The organism is Suttonella indologenes (assembly GCF_900460215.1).
GTDB classification, from domain to species: domain Bacteria; phylum Pseudomonadota; class Gammaproteobacteria; order Cardiobacteriales; family Cardiobacteriaceae; genus Suttonella; species Suttonella indologenes.
On record NZ_UHIA01000004.1, the window covers coordinates 1,663,800 to 1,682,896 of the forward strand.

Annotated in this window: 20 protein-coding genes, 4 pseudogenes and 1 CRISPR repeat array; of the genes and pseudogenes, 16 read left to right on the forward strand and 8 right to left on the reverse strand. The window is 48.6% G+C overall.

Features of this window, described 5'->3' with window-relative positions; genetic code table 11:
* Nucleotides 1-180 precede the first annotated feature (180 nt).
* Nucleotides 181-993 (reverse strand): 5'-nucleotidase, lipoprotein e(P4) family, encoded by an 813-nt coding sequence (locus tag DYC63_RS12160; protein ID WP_115219439.1) that lies wholly within the window; start codon nt 991-993, stop codon nt 181-183.
* Nucleotides 994-1,014: 21 nt separating this feature from the next.
* Nucleotides 1,015-2,067 (reverse strand): uroporphyrinogen decarboxylase, encoded by a 1,053-nt coding sequence (gene hemE / locus DYC63_RS12165; RefSeq protein ID WP_115219541.1) that lies wholly within the window; start codon nt 2,065-2,067, stop codon nt 1,015-1,017.
* Nucleotides 2,068-2,417: 350 nt separating this feature from the next.
* Between hemE and DYC63_RS12170 the strand changes: the two genes are divergently transcribed.
* From DYC63_RS12170 to DYC63_RS12225, 12 genes and pseudogenes are all read left to right on the forward strand, one after another.
* Nucleotides 2,418-3,512 (forward strand): ABC transporter substrate-binding protein, encoded by a 1,095-nt coding sequence (locus DYC63_RS12170; protein ID WP_115219440.1) that lies wholly within the window; start codon nt 2,418-2,420, stop codon nt 3,510-3,512.
* Nucleotides 3,513-3,525: 13 nt separating this feature from the next.
* Nucleotides 3,526-4,110: a hypothetical protein gene (locus DYC63_RS12175; protein WP_115219441.1), complete on the forward strand. Its 585-nt coding sequence runs from the start codon at nt 3,526-3,528 to the stop codon at nt 4,108-4,110.
* A 28-nt stretch (nt 4,111-4,138) separates the two neighbouring features.
* Complete coding sequence (locus DYC63_RS12180; RefSeq protein WP_115219442.1) at nt 4,139-5,236, forward strand: ABC transporter substrate-binding protein; 1,098 nt, start codon at nt 4,139-4,141, stop codon at nt 5,234-5,236.
* Nucleotides 5,237-5,238: 2 nt separating this feature from the next.
* Nucleotides 5,239-6,288, forward strand: coding sequence for a FecCD family ABC transporter permease (locus DYC63_RS12185; protein ID WP_115219443.1), 1,050 nt, complete (start codon nt 5,239-5,241; stop codon nt 6,286-6,288).
* Nucleotides 6,285-7,070 (forward strand): ABC transporter ATP-binding protein, encoded by a 786-nt coding sequence (locus tag DYC63_RS12190; protein WP_115219444.1) that lies wholly within the window; start codon nt 6,285-6,287, stop codon nt 7,068-7,070. The genes DYC63_RS12185 and DYC63_RS12190 overlap by 4 nt, the downstream gene beginning before the upstream one ends.
* 9 nt (nt 7,071-7,079) lie before the next feature.
* On the forward strand, nt 7,080-7,568 hold the full coding sequence (locus tag DYC63_RS12195; RefSeq protein ID WP_072281368.1) for a pseudoazurin: 489 nt from the start codon (nt 7,080-7,082) through the stop codon (nt 7,566-7,568).
* Nucleotides 7,568-8,377 (forward strand): ATP-grasp domain-containing protein, encoded by an 810-nt coding sequence (locus DYC63_RS12200; RefSeq protein ID WP_115219445.1) that lies wholly within the window; start codon nt 7,568-7,570, stop codon nt 8,375-8,377. Before DYC63_RS12195 ends, DYC63_RS12200 begins: the two co-directional genes overlap by 1 nt.
* A 101-nt stretch (nt 8,378-8,478) precedes the next feature.
* A complete protein-coding gene (locus DYC63_RS12205; protein WP_115219446.1) occupies nt 8,479-8,733 on the forward strand; it encodes a GlsB/YeaQ/YmgE family stress response membrane protein in 255 nt (84 codons plus the stop codon).
* Between the two features lie 103 nt (nt 8,734-8,836).
* Nucleotides 8,837-9,670: a diaminopimelate epimerase gene (gene dapF, locus DYC63_RS12210; RefSeq protein WP_115219447.1), complete on the forward strand. Its 834-nt coding sequence runs from the start codon at nt 8,837-8,839 to the stop codon at nt 9,668-9,670.
* On the forward strand, nt 9,667-10,563 hold the full coding sequence (locus DYC63_RS12215; protein ID WP_115219448.1) for a tyrosine recombinase XerC: 897 nt from the start codon (nt 9,667-9,669) through the stop codon (nt 10,561-10,563). The genes dapF and DYC63_RS12215 overlap by 4 nt, the downstream gene beginning before the upstream one ends.
* Nucleotides 10,564-10,625: 62 nt before the next feature.
* A complete protein-coding gene (locus DYC63_RS12220; protein WP_115219449.1) occupies nt 10,626-10,880 on the forward strand; it encodes a chlorhexidine efflux transporter in 255 nt (84 codons plus the stop codon).
* 107 nt (nt 10,881-10,987) lie between these two features.
* A pseudogene (locus tag DYC63_RS12225) lies at nt 10,988-11,725 on the forward strand (IS30 family transposase); the annotation flags it as partial.
* A 9-nt stretch (nt 11,726-11,734) separates the two neighbouring features.
* Here the strand turns inward: DYC63_RS12225 and DYC63_RS12725 are convergent.
* Nucleotides 11,735-11,872 (reverse strand): annotated as a pseudogene (locus tag DYC63_RS12725) (IS256 family transposase); the annotation flags it as partial.
* A gap of 220 nt (nt 11,873-12,092) precedes the next feature.
* On the opposite strand from DYC63_RS12725, the gene DYC63_RS12230 reads away from it, so the two are divergent.
* The 3 genes from DYC63_RS12230 to DYC63_RS12240 all read left to right on the forward strand — a co-directional run bounded on the left by DYC63_RS12230 (nt 12,093) and on the right by DYC63_RS12240 (nt 13,636).
* Nucleotides 12,093-12,809, forward strand: a complete 717-nt coding sequence (locus DYC63_RS12230) for a DUF4198 domain-containing protein (protein WP_115219450.1) — start codon at nt 12,093-12,095, stop codon at nt 12,807-12,809.
* Between the two features lie 59 nt (nt 12,810-12,868).
* Nucleotides 12,869-13,171, forward strand: a complete 303-nt coding sequence (locus tag DYC63_RS12235; RefSeq protein WP_147284965.1) for a hypothetical protein — start codon at nt 12,869-12,871, stop codon at nt 13,169-13,171.
* A gap of 207 nt (nt 13,172-13,378) precedes the next feature.
* Entirely contained in the window at nt 13,379-13,636 is a 258-nt protein-coding gene (locus tag DYC63_RS12240) for a DUF6162 family protein (protein ID WP_115219452.1), read from the forward strand.
* A gap of 46 nt (nt 13,637-13,682) precedes the next feature.
* Here the strand turns inward: DYC63_RS12240 and DYC63_RS12245 are convergent.
* From DYC63_RS12245 to DYC63_RS13260, 3 genes and pseudogenes are all read right to left on the reverse strand, one after another.
* Nucleotides 13,683-13,922: pseudogene (locus DYC63_RS12245) on the reverse strand (phosphohydrolase); the annotation flags it as partial.
* 4 nt (nt 13,923-13,926) lie between these two features.
* Complete coding sequence (locus tag DYC63_RS12250; protein WP_115219454.1) at nt 13,927-14,352, reverse strand: hypothetical protein; 426 nt, start codon at nt 14,350-14,352, stop codon at nt 13,927-13,929.
* Between the two features lie 90 nt (nt 14,353-14,442).
* A pseudogene (locus DYC63_RS13260) lies at nt 14,443-14,583 on the reverse strand (IS1595 family transposase); the annotation flags it as partial.
* A 50-nt stretch (nt 14,584-14,633) separates the two neighbouring features.
* On the opposite strand from DYC63_RS13260, the gene gorA reads away from it, so the two are divergent.
* Nucleotides 14,634-15,983: a glutathione-disulfide reductase gene (gene gorA / locus DYC63_RS12255; protein WP_115219455.1), complete on the forward strand. Its 1,350-nt coding sequence runs from the start codon at nt 14,634-14,636 to the stop codon at nt 15,981-15,983.
* Nucleotides 15,984-16,210: 227 nt separating this feature from the next.
* Nucleotides 16,211-17,123: a CRISPR direct-repeat array (repeat unit 36 nt; unit sequence GTCTTAATCCCCGATGTGTGGGGCGGTTTTTCCAAC).
* Nucleotides 17,124-17,620: 497 nt separating this feature from the next.
* Here the strand turns inward: gorA and cmr6 are convergent.
* Nucleotides 17,621-18,739 carry a type III-B CRISPR module RAMP protein Cmr6 gene (gene cmr6, locus DYC63_RS12260; protein ID WP_115219456.1) on the reverse strand — a complete coding sequence of 373 codons (1,119 nt, stop codon included), beginning with the start codon at nt 18,737-18,739 and terminating at the stop codon, nt 17,621-17,623.
* Nucleotides 18,736-19,095 (reverse strand): type III-B CRISPR module-associated protein Cmr5, encoded by a 360-nt coding sequence (cmr5, locus tag DYC63_RS12265; protein ID WP_115219457.1) that lies wholly within the window; start codon nt 19,093-19,095, stop codon nt 18,736-18,738. The genes cmr6 and cmr5 overlap by 4 nt, the downstream gene beginning before the upstream one ends.
* Between the last annotated feature and the right edge of the window lie 2 nt (nt 19,096-19,097).

Below are 19,097 nucleotides of genomic sequence, written 5' to 3' on the forward strand. Positions count from 1 at the left end.
AATTTTTGATGTTTCAACACACAGGGCAACACATAAAGCGTCGCTCTACGTGTTGCCCTGAATTGGAAGAGGTTACACTTCTCCCACAAGATTATCCTCCCCAAAGGGAGGGGGTTCAACCAGTAAGGAAATTTTGATGAAAAATCCGACTGCATTGCAGTCGGATTGTCGGGGGAGAGATTATTTTCCGCTCCAATCTTTGATTGCCGCTTGGCGGATATTGAGTTTGTTCTGCGTATCGCCTTTGTAATAACCGCTGTCTAAACCGCCTTCCCAATCGCCGTAGTTAGGATTCGGCAAGATAATGAATTTTTTGCCGAATTGCGCCTGATTGGCATCAACGAAAGCGCGGCGTTCGGCATTGGATTTGCGGTAAGTGGCGTCGCCGAAATCGTTCAAATTATCGCCGACATATAAAACAATCTCATAGCCTTGATCTTCAATAGCTTTGAAGCGCGGCGATTTATTGGATTTGTCGGTTTTCAAGAACAAGGTTTCTTCGCTCACATTGTGGAAGCCTAGGCGTTTCATATCGTCAATGGTGGCGGCTTTTTCCACATCGTCGCGGCGATTGGAAACGAAGAATACCGTGCCGCCGTTGGCATTGACATAATTGGAAAATTCCACTGCGCCGGCAATCGCACCCGATTCTCTGGCGTTCACCCATTGCGTCCAGGTCTCGCCCTCAAAAGGCTGACCGTTTTTCACTTGCCAACCGGCATAAGGGCTGTTGTCAATTAAGGTTTCGTCAAGGTCAACGGCAACGGCTTTTCTCTTGCCTTTGGCGGCTGTGGCAGAATCAAAGGCTTGTTTGGCATAATTAAATGCCTGATAAGCCAGCGCATTGTATTCGCCGGATTGCTGCATCCATACCACACCCAACGCCGCTTGGTTCTGCAATTGGGCTTCGACAGCGGGCTTCTCGCTAGTAATGCCGCCGGCGCAACCTGCCAATAAAGCAAGAACCAATACATTGATACTCAATCGTTTCATGATTTCTCCTTGTTAAAAAGACTATTGATGATAAGCAGGGCTGAATTCATGCACCGCATCAATCATCGCCTGAGCATTTTCAATCGGCACATCGGGGGTAATTCCATGTCCAAGATTAAAAATATGTCGATGCCCATGCCCGTAATCCGCCAAGGTATTTTGCACCGCTTGGCGAATGGCGGCAGGGTCTGCCAATAACATCGCCGGATCGAGATTGCCTTGCAAGGCAATGTTTTCACCTACGATTTTGCGCGCTTGCGCTAAAGAAGTCGTCCAATCCAAGCCTAGGGCTTGCGCACCGCAATCTTTCATCTGCGCCAGCCATTGTCCGCCGCCTTTGGTGAAGACAATCGCCGGCACGGCATTGCCCTCGCTGTCGGGCTGCAAATTCGCCACAATGCGGCGCATATATTGCAAAGACAAATCTTCGTATGCCCAATGCGGCAATGTGCCGCCCCAGCTGTCAAAAATCATGACTGCCTGCGCGCCGGCGGCAATTTGCGCATTTAAATAATCGCTGACCGCTTGGCAGAGTTTGTCCAATAATAAAGCGATAGTTTGCGGCTCGCGATAGGCAAGGGCTTTGGCGCGCGCATGGTCTTTGCTGCCGCTGCCTTCAATCATATAAGTCGCCAATGTCCAAGGGCTGCCCGAAAAACCGATTAAAGGCACGGCGCCATTGAGTTCGCGACGAATCATTTTGACCGCATCAAAGACATAATCCAATGAACCGTCGGGCGGCAAGGGCAGGTCTTGCGCTTCTTGCAAGCTGCGCACCGTGCGTGCAAACTGCGGGCCTTCGCCTTTGACAAAACGCAGCCCCAAACCCATCGCATCGGGAATGGTCAGAATATCGGAAAATAAAATCGCCGCATCCAAAGCGAAGCGGCGCAGCGGTTGCAAAGTTACTTCGCAGGCAAGCTCGGTATGGCGGCATAAATCCATAAAACTGCCCGCCTGTTCGCGCGTGGTGCGGTATTCAGGCAAATAACGTCCTGCTTGGCGCATCATCCACACAGGAGTTCTTTCTACTTTTTCACCGCGCAGCACGCGCAGAAATAGGTCGTTTTGCATAACAATTTCTCTTTTTTGTCGAATAGAACGTAAATCAGCCGCCTTGCAGCGCAAGGCTTGCCAGAAGGCATTATCAAGATTCGCCTTAGGCATTTCAAGCCTTAACACCGCTATTGATAAGCCGTGCGCCGCTTTATCTGCGGTTTTTTCCATCATTATCCCGATATATTTGCCAATATCGGCTTGTCATGAAAAGTATTAAGGTTTAAATGTGTTTGATTTATTTATAAATACAGATTTTTAGAGCAAGATGCTAAGCAATGAAAATATTGAAATGCGAAATTTTCGTATTGACTTTATCTTATCCAAGAAGGAAGATATGCGCGCTTTTTTATTTTCAAAGGTATATTATGCGTAAATTATTGTCTTTGGCGGCAGCTATCGCTGCTTGTGCCGCTATGGCGGAAGTCAAAACCTTTCAAGACGTCATGGGACGCGAAGTCTCGGTCGATGTGCCGGTCAAACGCGCGATTCTGACGTTCTATTATCCGGATTATATTGCCGTTGCAGGGGCGGAGAATTTCAAACATGTGGTCGGCATCTCGCGCGAATTCTGGGAAAAATTCAATCCCGGCAGCTGGGGGCTGTATGTGGAAAAAATGCCGGATTTGGCCAATATCGTCGATGTCGGCTATGCCACCAATAATAATTTCTCGACCGAAAAAGCCCTTGCTTTAAATCCCGATGTGCTGATTGTGCCGAAAATCCAGATGGGCGCCTTAGAAAGCGAATTGCCGTATTTTGAAAAAGCGGGCGTGCCGGTGGTGGTGGTCGATTTCAATGATCAAACGGTGGAAAACCACCGCAAAAGCGCGGAAATTTTCGGTATTTTGAGCGGCGAAGAGGCGCGCAGCAAAAAAATCGGCGAGGAATATGCCGCCGGCATTGCCGATATTCAGGCGCGGATAGCGGAAGTCAATGTCGCCAAGCCTAAGATTTATGTGGAATTCGGCAATAAAGGCCCGAGCGAACACAGCTTTACTTTCGGCAAAAACATGTGGGGCGCGATTGCCGAGACGGTCGGCGGCGACAACATCAGCGCGCCGCATATCGAGTCTTGGGGACAACTCAATCCCGAGCAGGTCATCAGCGCGCAGCCTGAAGTCATCATTATTACCGGCACGGAAAATAATGTGGAAACCGCGCCGGAAATCATGGCAATGGGCATTGATATTGCAGAAGAAGATGCGCGCAAACGCTTATCAGGATTTGTCACGCGCGCAGGTTGGGCGGAATTGCCGGCAGTAAAAAACCAACGCGTTTACGGTCTGTATCACACCGCTTCGCGTTCTTTAAGCGATTTGGCCGCCGCGCAATTTATGGCAAAAGCCCTGTATCCCGAAGCCTTTGCCGATGTCGATCCGCTGAAAACCTATATGGATTTCCATGCCGATTATTTGCCGATTACACCGAAAGGCACGTTTTTTCTAAATTTCAATAAATAAGAGAAATAAAACCATGGATATTTTTTCTACTTTCCTCAAATTTATAAGATTGGTTTTTCCCTATTCCTTGCTAGATAGCAAAAAGATCGACAGAAATAAATTAGAGGAAATAGAAGAATATCTCAATATAGAAAGACCTAAACATATAGAAAATAACAGCACTATCCTCACCAGACAGTTTGCTCAAAAGAAAATTCCTATTTTAAATAATCTATCTGTAAATGAATTGGATGATTTAATAGATAAAAAAGAATCTGATATGGATGGGATATTCAATGTTGTTTGGGCTAAAGGCGGTGCATTGATAGGGTTTGGTTATATTGAATACAATTCGGAAGAAAGCAAATATTTGTATAAGAAAAATGGTAATCCTACTACCGCATTAATTGTAGGATTAATAATGATATTTTCTTTATTTTTATATATTGCCTTCTTTTTAAGCAATTATCAAATAACAGATATTGTAAAATTTATTATCCACATCACATTAGTATTTTTATTTGTTACAATATCCATATCTATCCTTTCGTTTTATACTAATTGCAAAAATGCTTATAAGGAATTACAGAAAGATAAATATCGCCATATTTTTGAATAACCGATTTTTTAACCATAGGGAAGCAACCATGCTGAAAAAACTACTGGTCGCGGCAGCTATCGCCGCTTCTTTGGGCACTGCTTATGCAGAAGTGAAAACCATCAAAGACGTACTGGGGCGCGAAGTGGAGATCGATGTGCCTGCCAAGCGCATTATGCTCGGCTTTTATTACACCGATTATCTTGCCGTCGGCGGCGAAAAAGCCTTAGATAATGTGGTCGGTTTTTCCAAAGCGGTATGGACGGATTGGACGCCGACCAGCTGGGAAGTCTATAGCAAAGCCCTGCCCAAGCTCAATGAATTGGCGGATGTGGGCGAAGTGGAAGTCGGAACCTTTTCCGTAGAGAAGGTTTTGTCGCTGAAACCTGATTTGGTCATTCTCGGCGAATGGCAATGGCAGGTCTTGGAGCCTGATCTTGAGCCTTTGGAAAAAGCGGGCATTCCCGTGGTAGTTTTGGATTACAACAAAGAGCAATTGAATTTGCATTTGGACAGCACGCGCATTTTGGGCGAAATTACCGGTCAGGAAGCGCGCGCGAAGGAAATTGCCGATTGGTATGAAGGTGTTGTGAAAGATGTGCATACGCGCGTGGAGAAATCCGGTCAGCCCAAGCCGAAAGTCTATATCGAATTCGGCAACAAAGGACCGGCAGAACAGGGTAACAGCTTCGGCAATACCATGTGGGGACCTTTGGCAGTGCAGGCGATGGGCGACAATATCGCTGCCGAGCATGTGGAATACGCCGGTCCGATGAATCCCGAGCAAGTGATTGCGGCGAATCCCGATGTGATCGTAATTACGGCACGCGAAACCGAGCTGAAGAAAAATGCCGAAGCCATGGTCATGGGTATCCACATTGACGAAGCGGAAGCGCAGAAACGCTTGGCGGGCTATAAGGCGCGCAGCGGTTGGTCCGAATTATCCGCGATTAAAAACGACCGCCTCTACGGCATTTATCAAGGCGCCTCGCGTACCTTAGCCGATGCCGCTTCCATTCAGTTTATTGCCAAAACCCTCTATCCCGAAGCCTTTGCAGATATTGATCCCTTGGCGACTTATTTGGATTATCACAAAAAATATCTTCCTATTGTTCCTAAAGGTACTTTCTACCTGAAGGCGAAATAAGTATGTCGGCTAACGATCTCTTTGTTAGCACGACTATTGCCAACCACCGCCGCCGTGAAAAGCAGCGGTGGTTGACGCTTATGGCTTTTGCAATAGTTTGTTTTATTCTTTTAGTCTTGGATTTGGCGACAGGTCCTGCCATGCTCAGCCCGATGGAAGTGCTGCGCGCCTTATTCAAAATGGAGGGTGTGGAGCCGATTTCTTTGAATATCGTGCATGATATGCGCCTGCCCAAGGCTTTTATGGCGGTGGTGGCGGGTATGGCATTGAGCGCAGGCGGTGCGGAAATCCAAACCCTGCTCAATAATCCCATGGCAAGCCCTTATACTTTGGGACTGGCGGCGGCGGCAGGTTTCGGAGCGGCAATTGTGATTGTTTTCGGCAGCTTCGGTCTGCCGCTGATGATTGCCATGCCCTTGGGTGCTTTCTCGATGACGATGATCGCTTCGGGCATTATGTTTTTGTTCGCCTCGATGCGCCGCTTTAGCTCGGCAACCTTGGTCTTGGTCGGCATCGCTCTGCTCTTTTTATTTCAGTCCGCCTCTTCACTGATTCAATACCGCGCCGCACCCGAAGATTCGCAGCGGATTTTATTTTGGCTCTTCGGCACCTTGGAAAAAGCCAAATGGGATACGCTGACAGTCAGCGCCGTAATTACCGCCGTTTGCACCGTGATTTTACTTGCCAATACTTGGCAATTGACCGCCTTGCGCTTAGGCGAAGACCGCGCGGCAAGCATGGGCGTGAATATCCGCCGTCTGCGCCTGAAAGTCTTGGTAGTTGTTGCCGTCATGACCGCTACCGTCATCAGCTTTGTCGGCACAATCGGCTTTATCGGCTTGGTGGCGCCGCATGTGGCGAGAATGTTAGTCGGCGAAGATCAGCGCTTTTTCCTGCCGGCATCTATGCTCTGCGGCGCGGCATTTTTATCCGCCGCCTCGGTGCTCTCTAAAATCATCAATCCCGGTGCACTGTTCCCGATTGGCATCATTACCTCCTTTATCGGCGTGCCCTTCTTCTTTTGGATTATTTTAAGCAGGAAGAACCTATGAGCCTTCAGCTTGAACAAGTCAGCATTTTGCGCGGCGATTTATGTATTGCCGATGCCATTTCCTTAGAACTGCAAAGCGGTAAAGTTTATGCCGTGCTCGGCCCGAACGGCGTCGGCAAATCCTCGCTGATTAAAACTATTTTCGGCGACATCGCTTTTCAAGGCGAAATCAGCTTCAAAGAACGCTATCTGCACAATGAACGCCTCGCCCATTGGCGCAAAACAATCGGTTATATGCCGCAGGATACGCAAATCGACGCCTCATTAACGGCATTGGAAGTCGTACTCTTAGGCAAACTCGACTCTTTAACTTTGCATATCAGCGATGAGCAGCTGGCAACGGCGGTCGAACTGATGCAGACACTCGGCATTGCCCATTTGGCGCAGCGCGATGTGCTGTCCTTATCGGGCGGACAGCGGCAAATGGTCATGTTTGCCCAAGTGCTGCTGCGCGAGCCGGAGCTGCTCTTGCTCGACGAACCCGTCAGCGCCTTAGATATGCACCATCAATGCGTATTGCTGGAGCAAGTGCGGCAATACACGCGCGAGCGTAATTTAGTCACCATCATGATTCTGCATGATTTAAGCCTTGCGGCGCAATTTGCCGACGAGCTGATTTTATTGGCTCAGGGCAAAATTCAAGCTCAAGGCAGCGCCAGCCACATTTTCCAACGCCATATCATCGAGCGCATTTACCGTGTGGAAACCCATATTTTTACCGACGAAGCCGGCAATACCGCAGCCGTTCTGCCACGTCGCGCCATTCTTTCCCCCTCACGATAAGGAAAAGCCATGAAAAAAATCTTCTTAGCAAGCGTATTCAGTCTGATAGCCCACAGCGCTTGGGCGGCAAATCATCAAGTCCAAATGCTGGACATCGGTGCGGATAAAGCGCCGATGGTCTTTGAACCGGCAGTATTGCATATCGCCGTCGGCGACAGCGTCACCTTTCTGCCGACCAACAAAGGGCATAACGTGGAAAGCAAAAGCGTGCCGGAAGGTGCGGAGCATTTCAAAAGCGAGCTCGACCAAGAGTTCACCGTTACCTTAGACAAAGAAGGCATCTATCTCTACACCTGCCCGCCGCACAGCATGATGAACATGAACGGCGTCATCATCGTCGGCGAGCCTGTCAATTTAGAAGAAAGTAAAGAATACGCCAAAAGCCGCATGGAGCGTCGCGCCATGTCGAATAAAGGACGTTTGATGCAATATCTGGACAGCATCGACAGCCAAGCTGCGGAACAGTCGGCAGAGGCGGACAAAAACGCCGCACCATAATGGCGAACATCTACATCGCCACCTGCCTTGCTTGGCGGCAGGGCAATGCGCTGCTGCAAGCCTTGGCGCAGCACCTGCAAGCCGAGCTCCTTCCTTGGCAGGAAATTATCCCTGAGCGCATCGGCGGCGGCGCCTTGCTGCCGCTTGCCGCTTGGGATTACAGCGAACAGCCGCAAGCCTATTTGGATTGGCTTGCCGCCTTAGAAGCCGCGCAAGTGCGGCTGATTAATCCGCGCGCCGTACAGACATGGAACATCCGCAAAAGCTACCTTGCCGACTTGTACGCCCAAGGGCTACCCGTGACGCCCAGCATCGTGCTATCAGCTCAGCATCGCACCGACTGGCAAAAGCAGATTGCCGCCGCAGGCTGGGAAAATCCCGTTATCAAACCCCTTATCGGACAAAGCGGCAAAGGCGTGCAACGTCTTACCCAAATGACTAATCTCAACAGCGCCTATCCGCAAGGCGCATTGTTGCAAGCCTTTATTCATGCCCCTTTCGGCGAAGTCTGCCTTATTTATCTGCAAGGTGAATATTTCCATGCCGTCCACCGCCGTCCGGCACCTCAAGAATGGCGTGCCAACAGCGCCTATGGCGTTGAAATTCTACCGATAAGCGTTTTACCGCATTGGCGTAAAGCGGCGGATAGGCTGATGCAAGCCCTGCCATTTCAGCCTGCCTATGCGCGTATCGACGGACTGATTCAAGAAGATAATGCCTTTATTTGCAATGAAATCGAGCTGATAGAGCCGGCATTGTATTTGCCGCCGGAGCGTATCGGAGAGGCGGCAAAACTCTTGCTACAGTAAAACTGTGAATACATGAGAATATCGTAAAGTTATCTAAATATATTCCACAGATTTATTCGGTTATACTCAAACCTCTTTCACACAAACCTAATGGAGAATATATGGGTACAGGTATTATCGGCATGATCGTCATCGGTTTCTTAGCAGGTTTGATTGCGCGCGCGATCAAGCCCGGCAATGACAAATTAGGCTTTTGGATGACCACGGGCTTAGGCATCGCAGGTTCCTTTGTTGCCGGCTTCCTCGGCTCAAGCCTAGGCTTATACCGCCAAGGCGAACCGGTCGGCTTTATCGCCTCCGTTATCGGCGCAATTATCATCTTGGTCGTATTTAGCATGATCGGCAAAAAAAAATAATCTTTCATCGCCGCAAAGCCTGCCGCCGCAGGCTTTTTTTATGCGCGCAATTCTTCTACTATAGACCGCCCTCAATCGCTAAGAAAACAAAAACAGGATACACATGCAAGCACGCGCCTTTTGCAAAATGCACGGATTGGGCAATGATTTCGTCGTGTTGGACTGCCGCCGGCAAGCCTTTGATTGGACAAGCGCAGAAATCCTCTCCCTTGCTGACCGCTACCGCGGCATCGGCTTTGACCAATTGCTGATTATTGAAAACCCCCGCCATCCGCAAGTCGATTTCACCTACCGCATCTTCAATGCCGACGGACAAGAAGTCGAACACTGCGGCAACGGCGCGCGCTGCTTCGCCAAATACCTGCGCGACAAGCAACTATTCGATTTCTCACGCCCTGTACGCGTTGCCGTCAAACGCGGCATCATTGAAATCCGCCACATGGGGCAAATCGAAGGCAAAGACGAATTCTGCGTCGATATGGGCGCACCCGACTTCACACCCTTTACCGCCGCCCAAAACAGCGAACTCTACCAAGCCATCGGCGAACAGACATTCGGCATCGTCTCCATGGGCAATCCCCATGCCGTCTGCGAAGTCGGCGACAGCGCGACGGCAGAAGTCGCGGCAATCGGCAGCGCCCTGCAAAAACATCCGCTCTTTCCCGAGCAAGTCAACGTAGGCTTTATGCAAATCATTGACGAACATCATATTAAACTGCGCGTCTTTGAACGCGGCGTCGGCGAAACCCAAGCCTGCGGCACAGGCGCTTGCGCCGCCGCCGCCGTCGGTATTGCTCGCGGCGTACTGCGCTCGCCCGTGCGCGTCGAACTCAAAGGCGGCAGCCTGCGTATCGATTGGGAAGGCAAAAATCACGCGCTATTGATGAGCGGCGCGGCAGAAAGCGTCTTTGAAGGACAATTGCCCGCCCGCGCATGAGCATTGACAAATACTGCGATTTCCTGCGCTTTGAACGCGAACTGGCATCCTTAAGCATCGCCACCTACCGCCGCCTGCTCGAACAAGCCGACCGGCATTTTGAACACAGCCTCATCCGGCAAAACAGCCATACCCTGCAAAGCTACCTCAACCGACTGCGCCGCCAAGGTATCGCCGCCAACACCCTCATCCAACACCGCGCCGCCCTGCGCGGCTACTTCGACTGGCTCAAACGCCAAACCCTGCGTGCAGACGACCCCAGCCTCGCCCTCGTCGTACCGAAAATACAAAACAAAATCCTGCCCAAAACCCTCAGCCCCGACCAAATCCGCCAATTATTGCAAGCGCCTGATGCCGAAGCACCGGCAAGCGAATGGCGCAACCACGCCCTCTTTGAACTCATCTACAGCAGCGGACTGCGCCTTGCCGAAGTCGCCGCCCTCAACGCCGCCCCATTCTCACCGCCGCCTGACGAACTCGTCATACTCGGCAAAGGCGGCAAAGAAAGGCGGATTTTTATCGGCAGACAAGCGCAAACCGCCCTGCAACATTGGCTCAAACTGCGCCCGCAATGGCTTAAAAATCCTGCAGAAACCGCCCTCTTCCTCAACCAAAGAGGCACCCGTCTGAGCAAACGCAGCATCGAAAAATTATTAGAACAACATGCCGTCCGCCGCCTAAACGGCATACACGTCAGCCCCCACATGCTGCGGCACAGCTTCGCCAGTCATGTACTGCAATCCTCCGCCGACATCCGCGCCGTGCAAGAAATGCTGGGACACAGCGACCTCTCCACCACCCAAAAATACACCCATCTTGATTTTCAGCATCTGGCAAAAATCTACGACCAAGCACACCCGCGCGCGCGCAAAAAAAACCAAGACGGCGAATAAACGAAGCCTCGCCACCAGTCCCGTTTTAAACAATTCACAGAAAAACCATAAACCACACCTCCATGAACATCAAAAAACGTCTATTTCATTCCGTCTTATTTGAAATAGGCGCGATTATGATCGGCATGCTGCTGATTCTATGCTTTTCAGACACCGAAGTCGGCTTAACTTTCGGCGTCGGCTTGAGCATCTCGTTGATAGCCACCGTGTGGAACTTTATGTTCAATTATGCCTTTGACAAATCTTTACCGTCCCCGCGCAACCCGCAAACTGGCTTTGCGCATATTCCACACCTTCATTTGAAAGCGGCCTGCTGATATAGTCGGAGAAGTGAAAAAGTAGTACAAGGCGGCGAGCCGCAGACAGTACAAGAGCGTACGGCAAGGCGAGCCAACGCCGTAATACTTTTTCAATTCTTTGACTATATCGTCATTTGCTGCAAAGCAAAGTGTTGGGCGGCAAATGGTCGCCCGAACAGCTCAGTAAGCGCTTAGAATTTGAAAAATCTGATTTATCAATCAGTTTCAATACGATTTACCGCGCGATTCATCAAGGTTGGCTGGATATCGGCGAAGGCAAAGCAAGCCGAAAATTACGCCATAAAGGCAGAACAAGGCGGAGAAAAAATCATCTTGAAAAGCGTGGAAAAATCACGATTTCGCATACATTGGAGGAACGCCCGATTTCAGCGCAAAACCGCAGCCGTTTCGGACATTGGGAAGCGGATACGGTATTGGGTGTCGCAGGCGGTGCCTGTTTGCTTACTTTGACGGAACGCAAAAGCCGTTTTGAGTTGGTGAAAAAGATTGCAGGCAAAAAAGCATTGTTGGTGAAAGAGGCGATGATAACCCTGCTTACACCGCATAAATTACGGTCAATTACGCCGGACAGAGGCAAGGAATTTGCCAAACATAGTTTAGTTACGCAAACATTAGGCGCAGCCTTTTATTTCCCCGAGCCGCATCAGCCGTGGCAAAGGGGGACAAATGAAAATACAAACGGGTTGCTCAGGGAGTTTTTCCCCAAGCAACAGGATATAAACCGGTGGAGCGATGATTATATTCAATCGGTCGTCGACAAATTAAATCTACGACCGAGAAAGTGTTTAGACTGGAAAACACCTTATGAAGTTTACTTTAAAAAACTATTGCACTTGGTTTGACAATTCAAGGACTAAAAAGTCCTTGCGCTCGGCTTTCATCAAGCTGTTCAACATAATCGATAGCAGCGTATTGATGCCATTGGGCTTGTTGGTAAAATCATGACAAATTTCTTGTAGCTGCTTTGGGCTTAGTTGTAAACTGTTCATAGGGTCTCTCTCTTTTTTGGATTGCGTTTGCTAAAACATTCTTACAAAAATTTGAGAGACCTTTTCTTTTGCCTCTCATCAGACACACTTTATGGGGCGGTATCCAGCATTTTTCGGGATCCGCCATATGCGGCACGAAACTTTATAATAATTCTATTGACAATATTTATCATTTAGTTTAGGTTTGTCGTCCTCTTTTTTTTAACCATGGAGTGTCTAGATGTACGCAAAAAAACTCGCTTTGTCTTTCGCCCTGTGCGGTGCTCTCAGCTCGCTTGCTGGCGCCCACGGTCTGTGGATCGCCCAAGTCAATGGTGACATGACCTTCAGCTACGGTCACAGCGGCACCAATACTGATGCCTACACGCCGGACAAAATCGTGCAAGCTTTCGGCTTCAAAGCAGACGGCAGCAAAGTGGACGTCGCTACCAAAAAATACGACAACTATGTCACGGCTAATACCGAAGGTGTCGCCATAGTGGCTGGTGTCATGGACAACGGCTACTGGGCCCAAGACAAAAACGGCAAATGGGTGAACCAGCGCGGCGATCAAGTCGATGGCGCCGAATCTTCGGCCAAATCCGCCAAGTACACCGTGGCTTATCTCAACGAACGCGCCAAAGTGCAGCCTGTTGGCCTGAAGTTGGAAATCGTGCCTGCCGTCAACCCTACCACCCTAAAAGAAGGCGACGAGCTGAAAGTGCAAGTGCTCTATCAGGGCAAGCCACTTGAAGGCGCGGAAGTCAGCAACAATTATTTCAACGAACACGCCAAAACCGTCAAAACCGATAAAGATGGCAATGCCACAGTTACTGTCGCCGAACATGCTTTCAATATTGTTGCCGTCGGACACAAGGCCAAGAGTGACGATCGATTTGAAGGCCGCAGCTACCACGCCACGCTGACCTTCGAAGCCAAGCACGACCATCATCACTGACCTCTCTTTGTTAACGGCGTATGCGCCCGGGCATACGCCCCTTCCCCACGAAGACCAGCATGAAATACTTCCTCATCTTCGGCACGCTCCTCTTTTCCCTCACTGCCCGCGCCTATGCTCCCGGCCTTTCCTGCCAAATGCAGGGAGAGACGGTGCAATGCATCGGCAGCTACTCCGACGGATCTTCAGTCTTTGGCGTGGACATCAAAGTTCTCGACTACAATGACAAAGTGCTGTTTGAAGGCGCGCTCGACAAGGAAAGCCGCATCGAATTTCCCAAGTCCGTCGTCAGCGAATACTACGTCAAGTTCGACGGTGGTTCCGGTCATATCCTCGAACTGGATCACGCCGACATCCAGTAACACGCATGAGCAAACCCGCTCTAGTTGTCACTGTCGCTCCCGCGCGGGCCACGCGCGAGACTGCTTATGTGCTGCTCGCGGCACTGGCCGTCATCCTCATCGCCGCACTTATCATCCGCCACAACCAGAAAGATATAGTACCTTAACTTCAAAATGAGACTTAGAGATACACATTTTGTCAGGAGAAGCGCTTAGAATAATCTCATTTTGAAGTTAAGGTACTATACTGACGTCGACGAGGGCAAACAGCGCGGTAGCCACCGCTGGCAGAAATACCACGTCGCAGGTCGCGAGGTCTATCTCGGCGTGAGCGTGGAGCCGCAGACAGCCGGACATTTCCTGTGGATCCTGCCGCCTGCGCGCGAGGAAAACGCGCTTGCCCAATTCGAAGTATGGCTGCATCCCGCAGCCCAACCGCCTGCCCTGCATCATCTTGATGCCGAAGATTTGGTGCCAACAGGCTAGAAGCGCATCAACCGCAGCAACGACATCCGAAGACAACCATGAACACCTTAGTTAATGCGTCAAGTGCAGATAGAATTTCTGCGCTAAAGCCGCGTGCAGCGAGTTCGCCTGCTGTCATTGAAGTATCTTCTAATACGTCATGTAAGACAGCAACAATCTTTTCCGTTTCGCTACCTACTCTTGCCATCACAGCTAAAGGATGCAAGATGTATGGTGCGCCTCCTTTATCTTTTTGCCCTGAGTGATAAGTTGCCGCAATAATAATGGCTTGTTCAAGCGTGGACATTGTCTTACTTACCTCCTAAATCTTGACCGGCATGATACTGTCTAACGTTTTCCATCAATGCTTCTTCGGCATCTTTCGCCGCCTGAATGATTTCCGCTATTTCCGCTTCGCTATAATCCGCCGCTTTTAATACTTCTTCAGGTGATAAATCGCCGGCGAATACGCGCCCACAAAAACCGGCGGCAGCATAGCGCTGCTCCAAAGGATGTTCATCTAAGAATTGACGCACCGGCACCGCTTTTTCGGCTTCCCTTTCTATCTGTCTTTCTAAAAACCGCTCTAAGAGTTCTTTAACATATTCTTCAAAACTGGGGTAGCTTAATTCCTTAGCTGCTATTTTTTGTTCTTCAATCGGCAGCGTTAAAATGCTGTAGTTAATATCCACATCCATCTCATCAGCTAATCGCTGAATATCTTCATTGGTCATCATCTAATTATTCTAAGGATCTAGATTAGCAAGCTAATTTGATAGAGTTTATTGTAGAAGCGAGTATAAATATTTTTCTACATCATCAACACTCTACTTCCAAAGCCAATCGCATTCTTTCAAGTACCATTCAAAATTTTTGCTTACTTCGTTAAATTTTGCAAGCCTTCTTTTGGTAAAACTACAAAAAATTCCTATATAATTGATATAGTTACTATCATAATCAAATTCATCTTATACGCTTAAATTAGCTATAATACCTTTTTTATTTTTAGGAGCGCATGATGACAGCAGAAACTTTTGATTTAATTTGTATCGGCGGCGGCAGCGGCGGCGTGGCGACGGCAAGACGTGCGGCGGAGTACGGAGCGAAAGTCGCTCTGATTGAAAAAGCACGCGTCGGCGGCACCTGCGTGAATGTGGGCTGCGTGCCTAAAAAACTCTTTTGGTATGCCGCCAATACTGCCGAGGCTTTGCATAATGCGCCGCTCTTCGGCTTTGCCAAACCCGAATCCGTCGCTTTTGATTGGGCGAGCTTTAAAAAGGAGCGCGATGCCTATATTGCGCGCTTAAACGGTATTTATGAGAAAAATCTCGAAAAATCAGGTGTGAGCTTAATCCGCGGCGCAGCGAAATTCATCGATAAAGACACGGTGGAAGTCGAGGGCAAACGCTATCAGGCAAAACATATTCTTATCGCGGTTGGCGGCACGCCGAGTATTCCCGAGATTGCTCAAGCGCAATTGGGCATTACTTCCGATGATTTTTTTGCTTTGGAGCAGCAGCCGCAGCATATGCTGATAATTGGCGGCGGCTATATTGCCTGCGAGATTGCAGGCGTGATGCAGGCATTGGGTAGTCAGGCGGAGATTGTGATTCGCGGCAAGCACTTGCTGCGTCAATTGGATGAAGACATCAGTGGCACACTTGCTGATGCCATGCAGGAACAAGGGATTAAGATTCATCGCGAAGCCAATGTAACAGCGATTGAAAAACAAGGCGGACAACTTGAAGTGCAATTGGATAACGGCGAAAACATCCTGACCGATTGCCTGTTTTGGGCGACCGGCCGCCGCCCTGCGACGGATGCGCTGAATCTTGCCGCCGCCGGCATTGCCGTGCAAAACAACGGCGTGATTGAAGTCGATGATTATCAAAATACCAATGTGGCGGGCATTTATGCGATTGGCGATGTGGTCGGCAAAATCGATTTGACGCCGGTGGCGATTGCCGCCGGCCGCCGCCTTGCCGCACGTCTTTTTAAAGGCGACAGCCAAGCCAAATTGGATTATGACAATGTGCCGAGCGTGATATTTACTCATCCGCCGATTGGCACGGTGGGGTTGGGCGAGCGTGAAGCGCGGGCGCAATACGGCGATACGCTTAAGGTCTATAAAGCGCAGTTCACGCCGATGGCGCGCACTTTCGCCGCCCACAAGCCCAAAACGCTGATGAAATTAATCTGCCAAGGCGAGCAGGAAAAAATCGTCGGCATTCAGATGATTGGCGACGGCGTGGACGAAATGCTGCAAGGCTTTGCGGTGGCAGTCAAAATGGGAGCTTGCAAAGCCGATTTTGACGATACGGTCGCCATTCATCCGACCAGCGCGGAAGAATTGGTGACGTTGCGCTAAAAAACGCTAATTGAGCAATTTTCCCAAATCATCAAGCGGCAAGTACGGAGCAATTCTGTACTTAGCGCTTGATGATGCTTCTTAAAAACTTAGCTTCAACCTTGAAGTGCAATTAATATAGTCAGTTCATGTCAAAACAACACATGACTTTTACATATCGACGTAAACAATAGAAATATAATGCTTTAAGTGTTCTCTTTTGGCATGAATTAATTATAATCCTCAAGGCCTTAATCCCCGATGTGTGGGGCGGTTTTTCCAACTATGAAGCGGAGCGAAATGCTTACACCTTGCCGCGTCTTAATCCCCGATATGTGGGGCGGTTGTTCCAACCTGCTAAAACCGAGTATTTTAGGATTGCCAAAGTCGTCTTAATCCCCGATGTGTGGGGCGGTTTTTCCAACCTAAAAAACAAAAAAGAGGTTAAAGAAAAAATTTGTCTTAATCCCCGATGTGTGGGGCGGTTGTTCCAACATTTACTTACGGAGAACAACATGAAACTAGTCAAGTCTTAATCCCCGGTGTGTGGGGCGGTTGTTCCAACAAACCAGATATTGAACAAAAAATATCAGCATTGTCTTAATCCCCGATGTGTGGGGCGGTTTTTCCAACCCGCCATTACGGTCAATATCATCAGGGCGGTTTTTCCAACGCCGGCTATATTGACAATGGCAAGGGACAACTCGTCTTAATCCCCGATGTGTGGGGCGGTTTTTCCAACATGTAACCTCTAAGAAAGGTGATGTTACTTACCAGTCTTAATCCCCGATGTGTGGGGCGGTTTTTCCAACTGATGTGATAAAAGAGAAAATCGCCCATTGCAAAGTCTTAATCCCCGATGTGTGGGGCGGTTTTTCCAACTATTCACAAGATGCCTTCGGTAAAAGACTTCTGTCTTAATCCCCGATGTGTGGGGCGGTTTTTCCAACGGGGGCGCACAAATGCATCACTGGCAATTGGCTTGTCTTAATCCCCGATGTGTGGGGCGGTTTTTCCAACCAAGAATGGTGGGGATACTCGTATCAAATTATGGGTCTTAATCCCCGATGTGTGGGGCGGTTTTTCCAACTGCACGCCTTGGCGCAGGGAAAATCATTAACAAATGTCTTAATCCCCGATGTGTGGGGCGGTTTTTCCAACTGACTGCCTGTTTTTTCTCTTTGCTTTTCAAATGGTTGAAAGGCGTCTTAGCTAAATTTCTTTTTTGCCAAAAGGAGTTTTTCATGCTATCGAGTTTTCAATGACTTAGCTTTGTGTCGGAAGAACGTTGAGGCGCGCTATTTTAAAGGCTGTTTATGTGTTGTTCAAGGATTTTGTCGTTGTTTTTATGGTTGTTTAAATAAAGATATAGTCGGAGAAGTGGAAAAGTAGTACAAGGCGGCGAGCCGCAGACAGTACAGATAGTACGGCAAGGCGAGCCAACGCCGTAATATTTTTTCAATTCTTCGACTATAATACATTGTTGTCGGCTGCCTTATGCATAGTCAATTAATGGAAAAATTAATTATTTTTCAATCGGGTAGATATTACCGTTCCTCTCAACTCTCCAAAACAAAAAACCGTATATAGTCAATTCATGACAGAATTGACTATAAAACTACGATATTCTTTTGGATATGACTATAAAATCTGTTTTATCACAAGGAAATGGATTCCAAAATATTTTTCAATCTTCCTTCCGGTTTTCCTTTCTTTTTAATCCAGTCATGCTGAGCAAATTTCTCTCTTAATTGTTGAGGAGAGAAAAATTTAATCAAATCGGCTTTTTCTTCCGTTTTTACAGTCTCATCTTCAAATATGGCGTTCAGATCTTTCAATAGCTCTTCAAATAGTTTCTGCCCTTTATCATCATTTGACTGGAATTTTTCGCCGCTTCCTAATTTTTCGCACCATTTTGCTTTTAAAGCTTCGGCTTTTGGCAGATTTGCCAATTTTGCTTCTTTAGCTTGCTGTTCTTTTTCAGCTGCTAACTGTTCTTTCTTTTCTTTGATGCTGCGCATTTGCTGTTCATCGCATTCAAAATAGCCATAGCCTGAAGCTGTTTTGCTGCCCATGCCTTGATTTTGCAACATTTGAAAGAGCAAATTATTGGCAAAATTCGCCCAAGCTTCGCCATCTTCGCCGCATTCCACCACAAAATAGAAACTGCCTTGACAGGCAATTTGCTGATTGGGAATAGGACTTTCCATTTCATCGGCAACAGCTTGCTTGCCATTGTAATAATCTTGGTGGTGCGTGGTAACGATTTCGCCGACAAATGGCTTGCCGCTATTGGGAATCCACCAGGCATCATGCCAAATCAATGCGCCTGCATTGTCTTCATCGCCAAACAGTACCTGACGGATGTTTTCAGGCAAACCAATACGTTCGGCAAATGCCGCCACCGCCCCCTTTACGCTGGAACCTGCCAACATCGGCATGCCGTAAGTATGGTGCGTAGTCAAGCCCGTTTCCAAAGCGGTCGCGCTGCTCAATCCCGTGTACAGTCTGCCGTTGATTTTGGCGGCGGTAAAGGCAAAACGTTTTTCGTCTTGGCTGTGTGTCAACCAGCGTTCATAGGCTAACTCATATAATTTGCTGGCTGAAATTTTGCTGACACGTTCAATCAAATTTTGTTTGCATTCTTTGCTTTCGCCGGAATCCCACACACTTAAACCGCGCTGCATCAACAATCCTGCATGTGCGCTTTTCAGGCTGCCTGAAAGCCGACCCTGCGGCGCAATTAAATCGCGCAAATGATTTCGCATTAAGTTCATGATGTTTCCTTTTCTAGCAAAGCTTGGGTGTAGCGTTTCAACCATGAAGCCGCGTCCAATGCTTTGCGTGTGAGCAATTGGTATTCGCTGATATTGGCTTGCAGAATATGACTGTGCAGGGCTTGACCATCGTCTTTACCTGTTAATAATTCCGCCAAATGTGCCAATAATTGCGTGTGTTCATCTTTGCCTTTTGCCAGCAAAAATCCCACTGCTTGGCTTAATCCTGATTGCAAAATCATACTGGGGAAGGTCAATGCCAAGGTGCGGTACTTGGCTTCTAATTCACGTCTTTTTATACGTGCGACCAAAGGATAAGCTGCCTGCGCATATTTTTGGGAACGGATTTGACTCATAT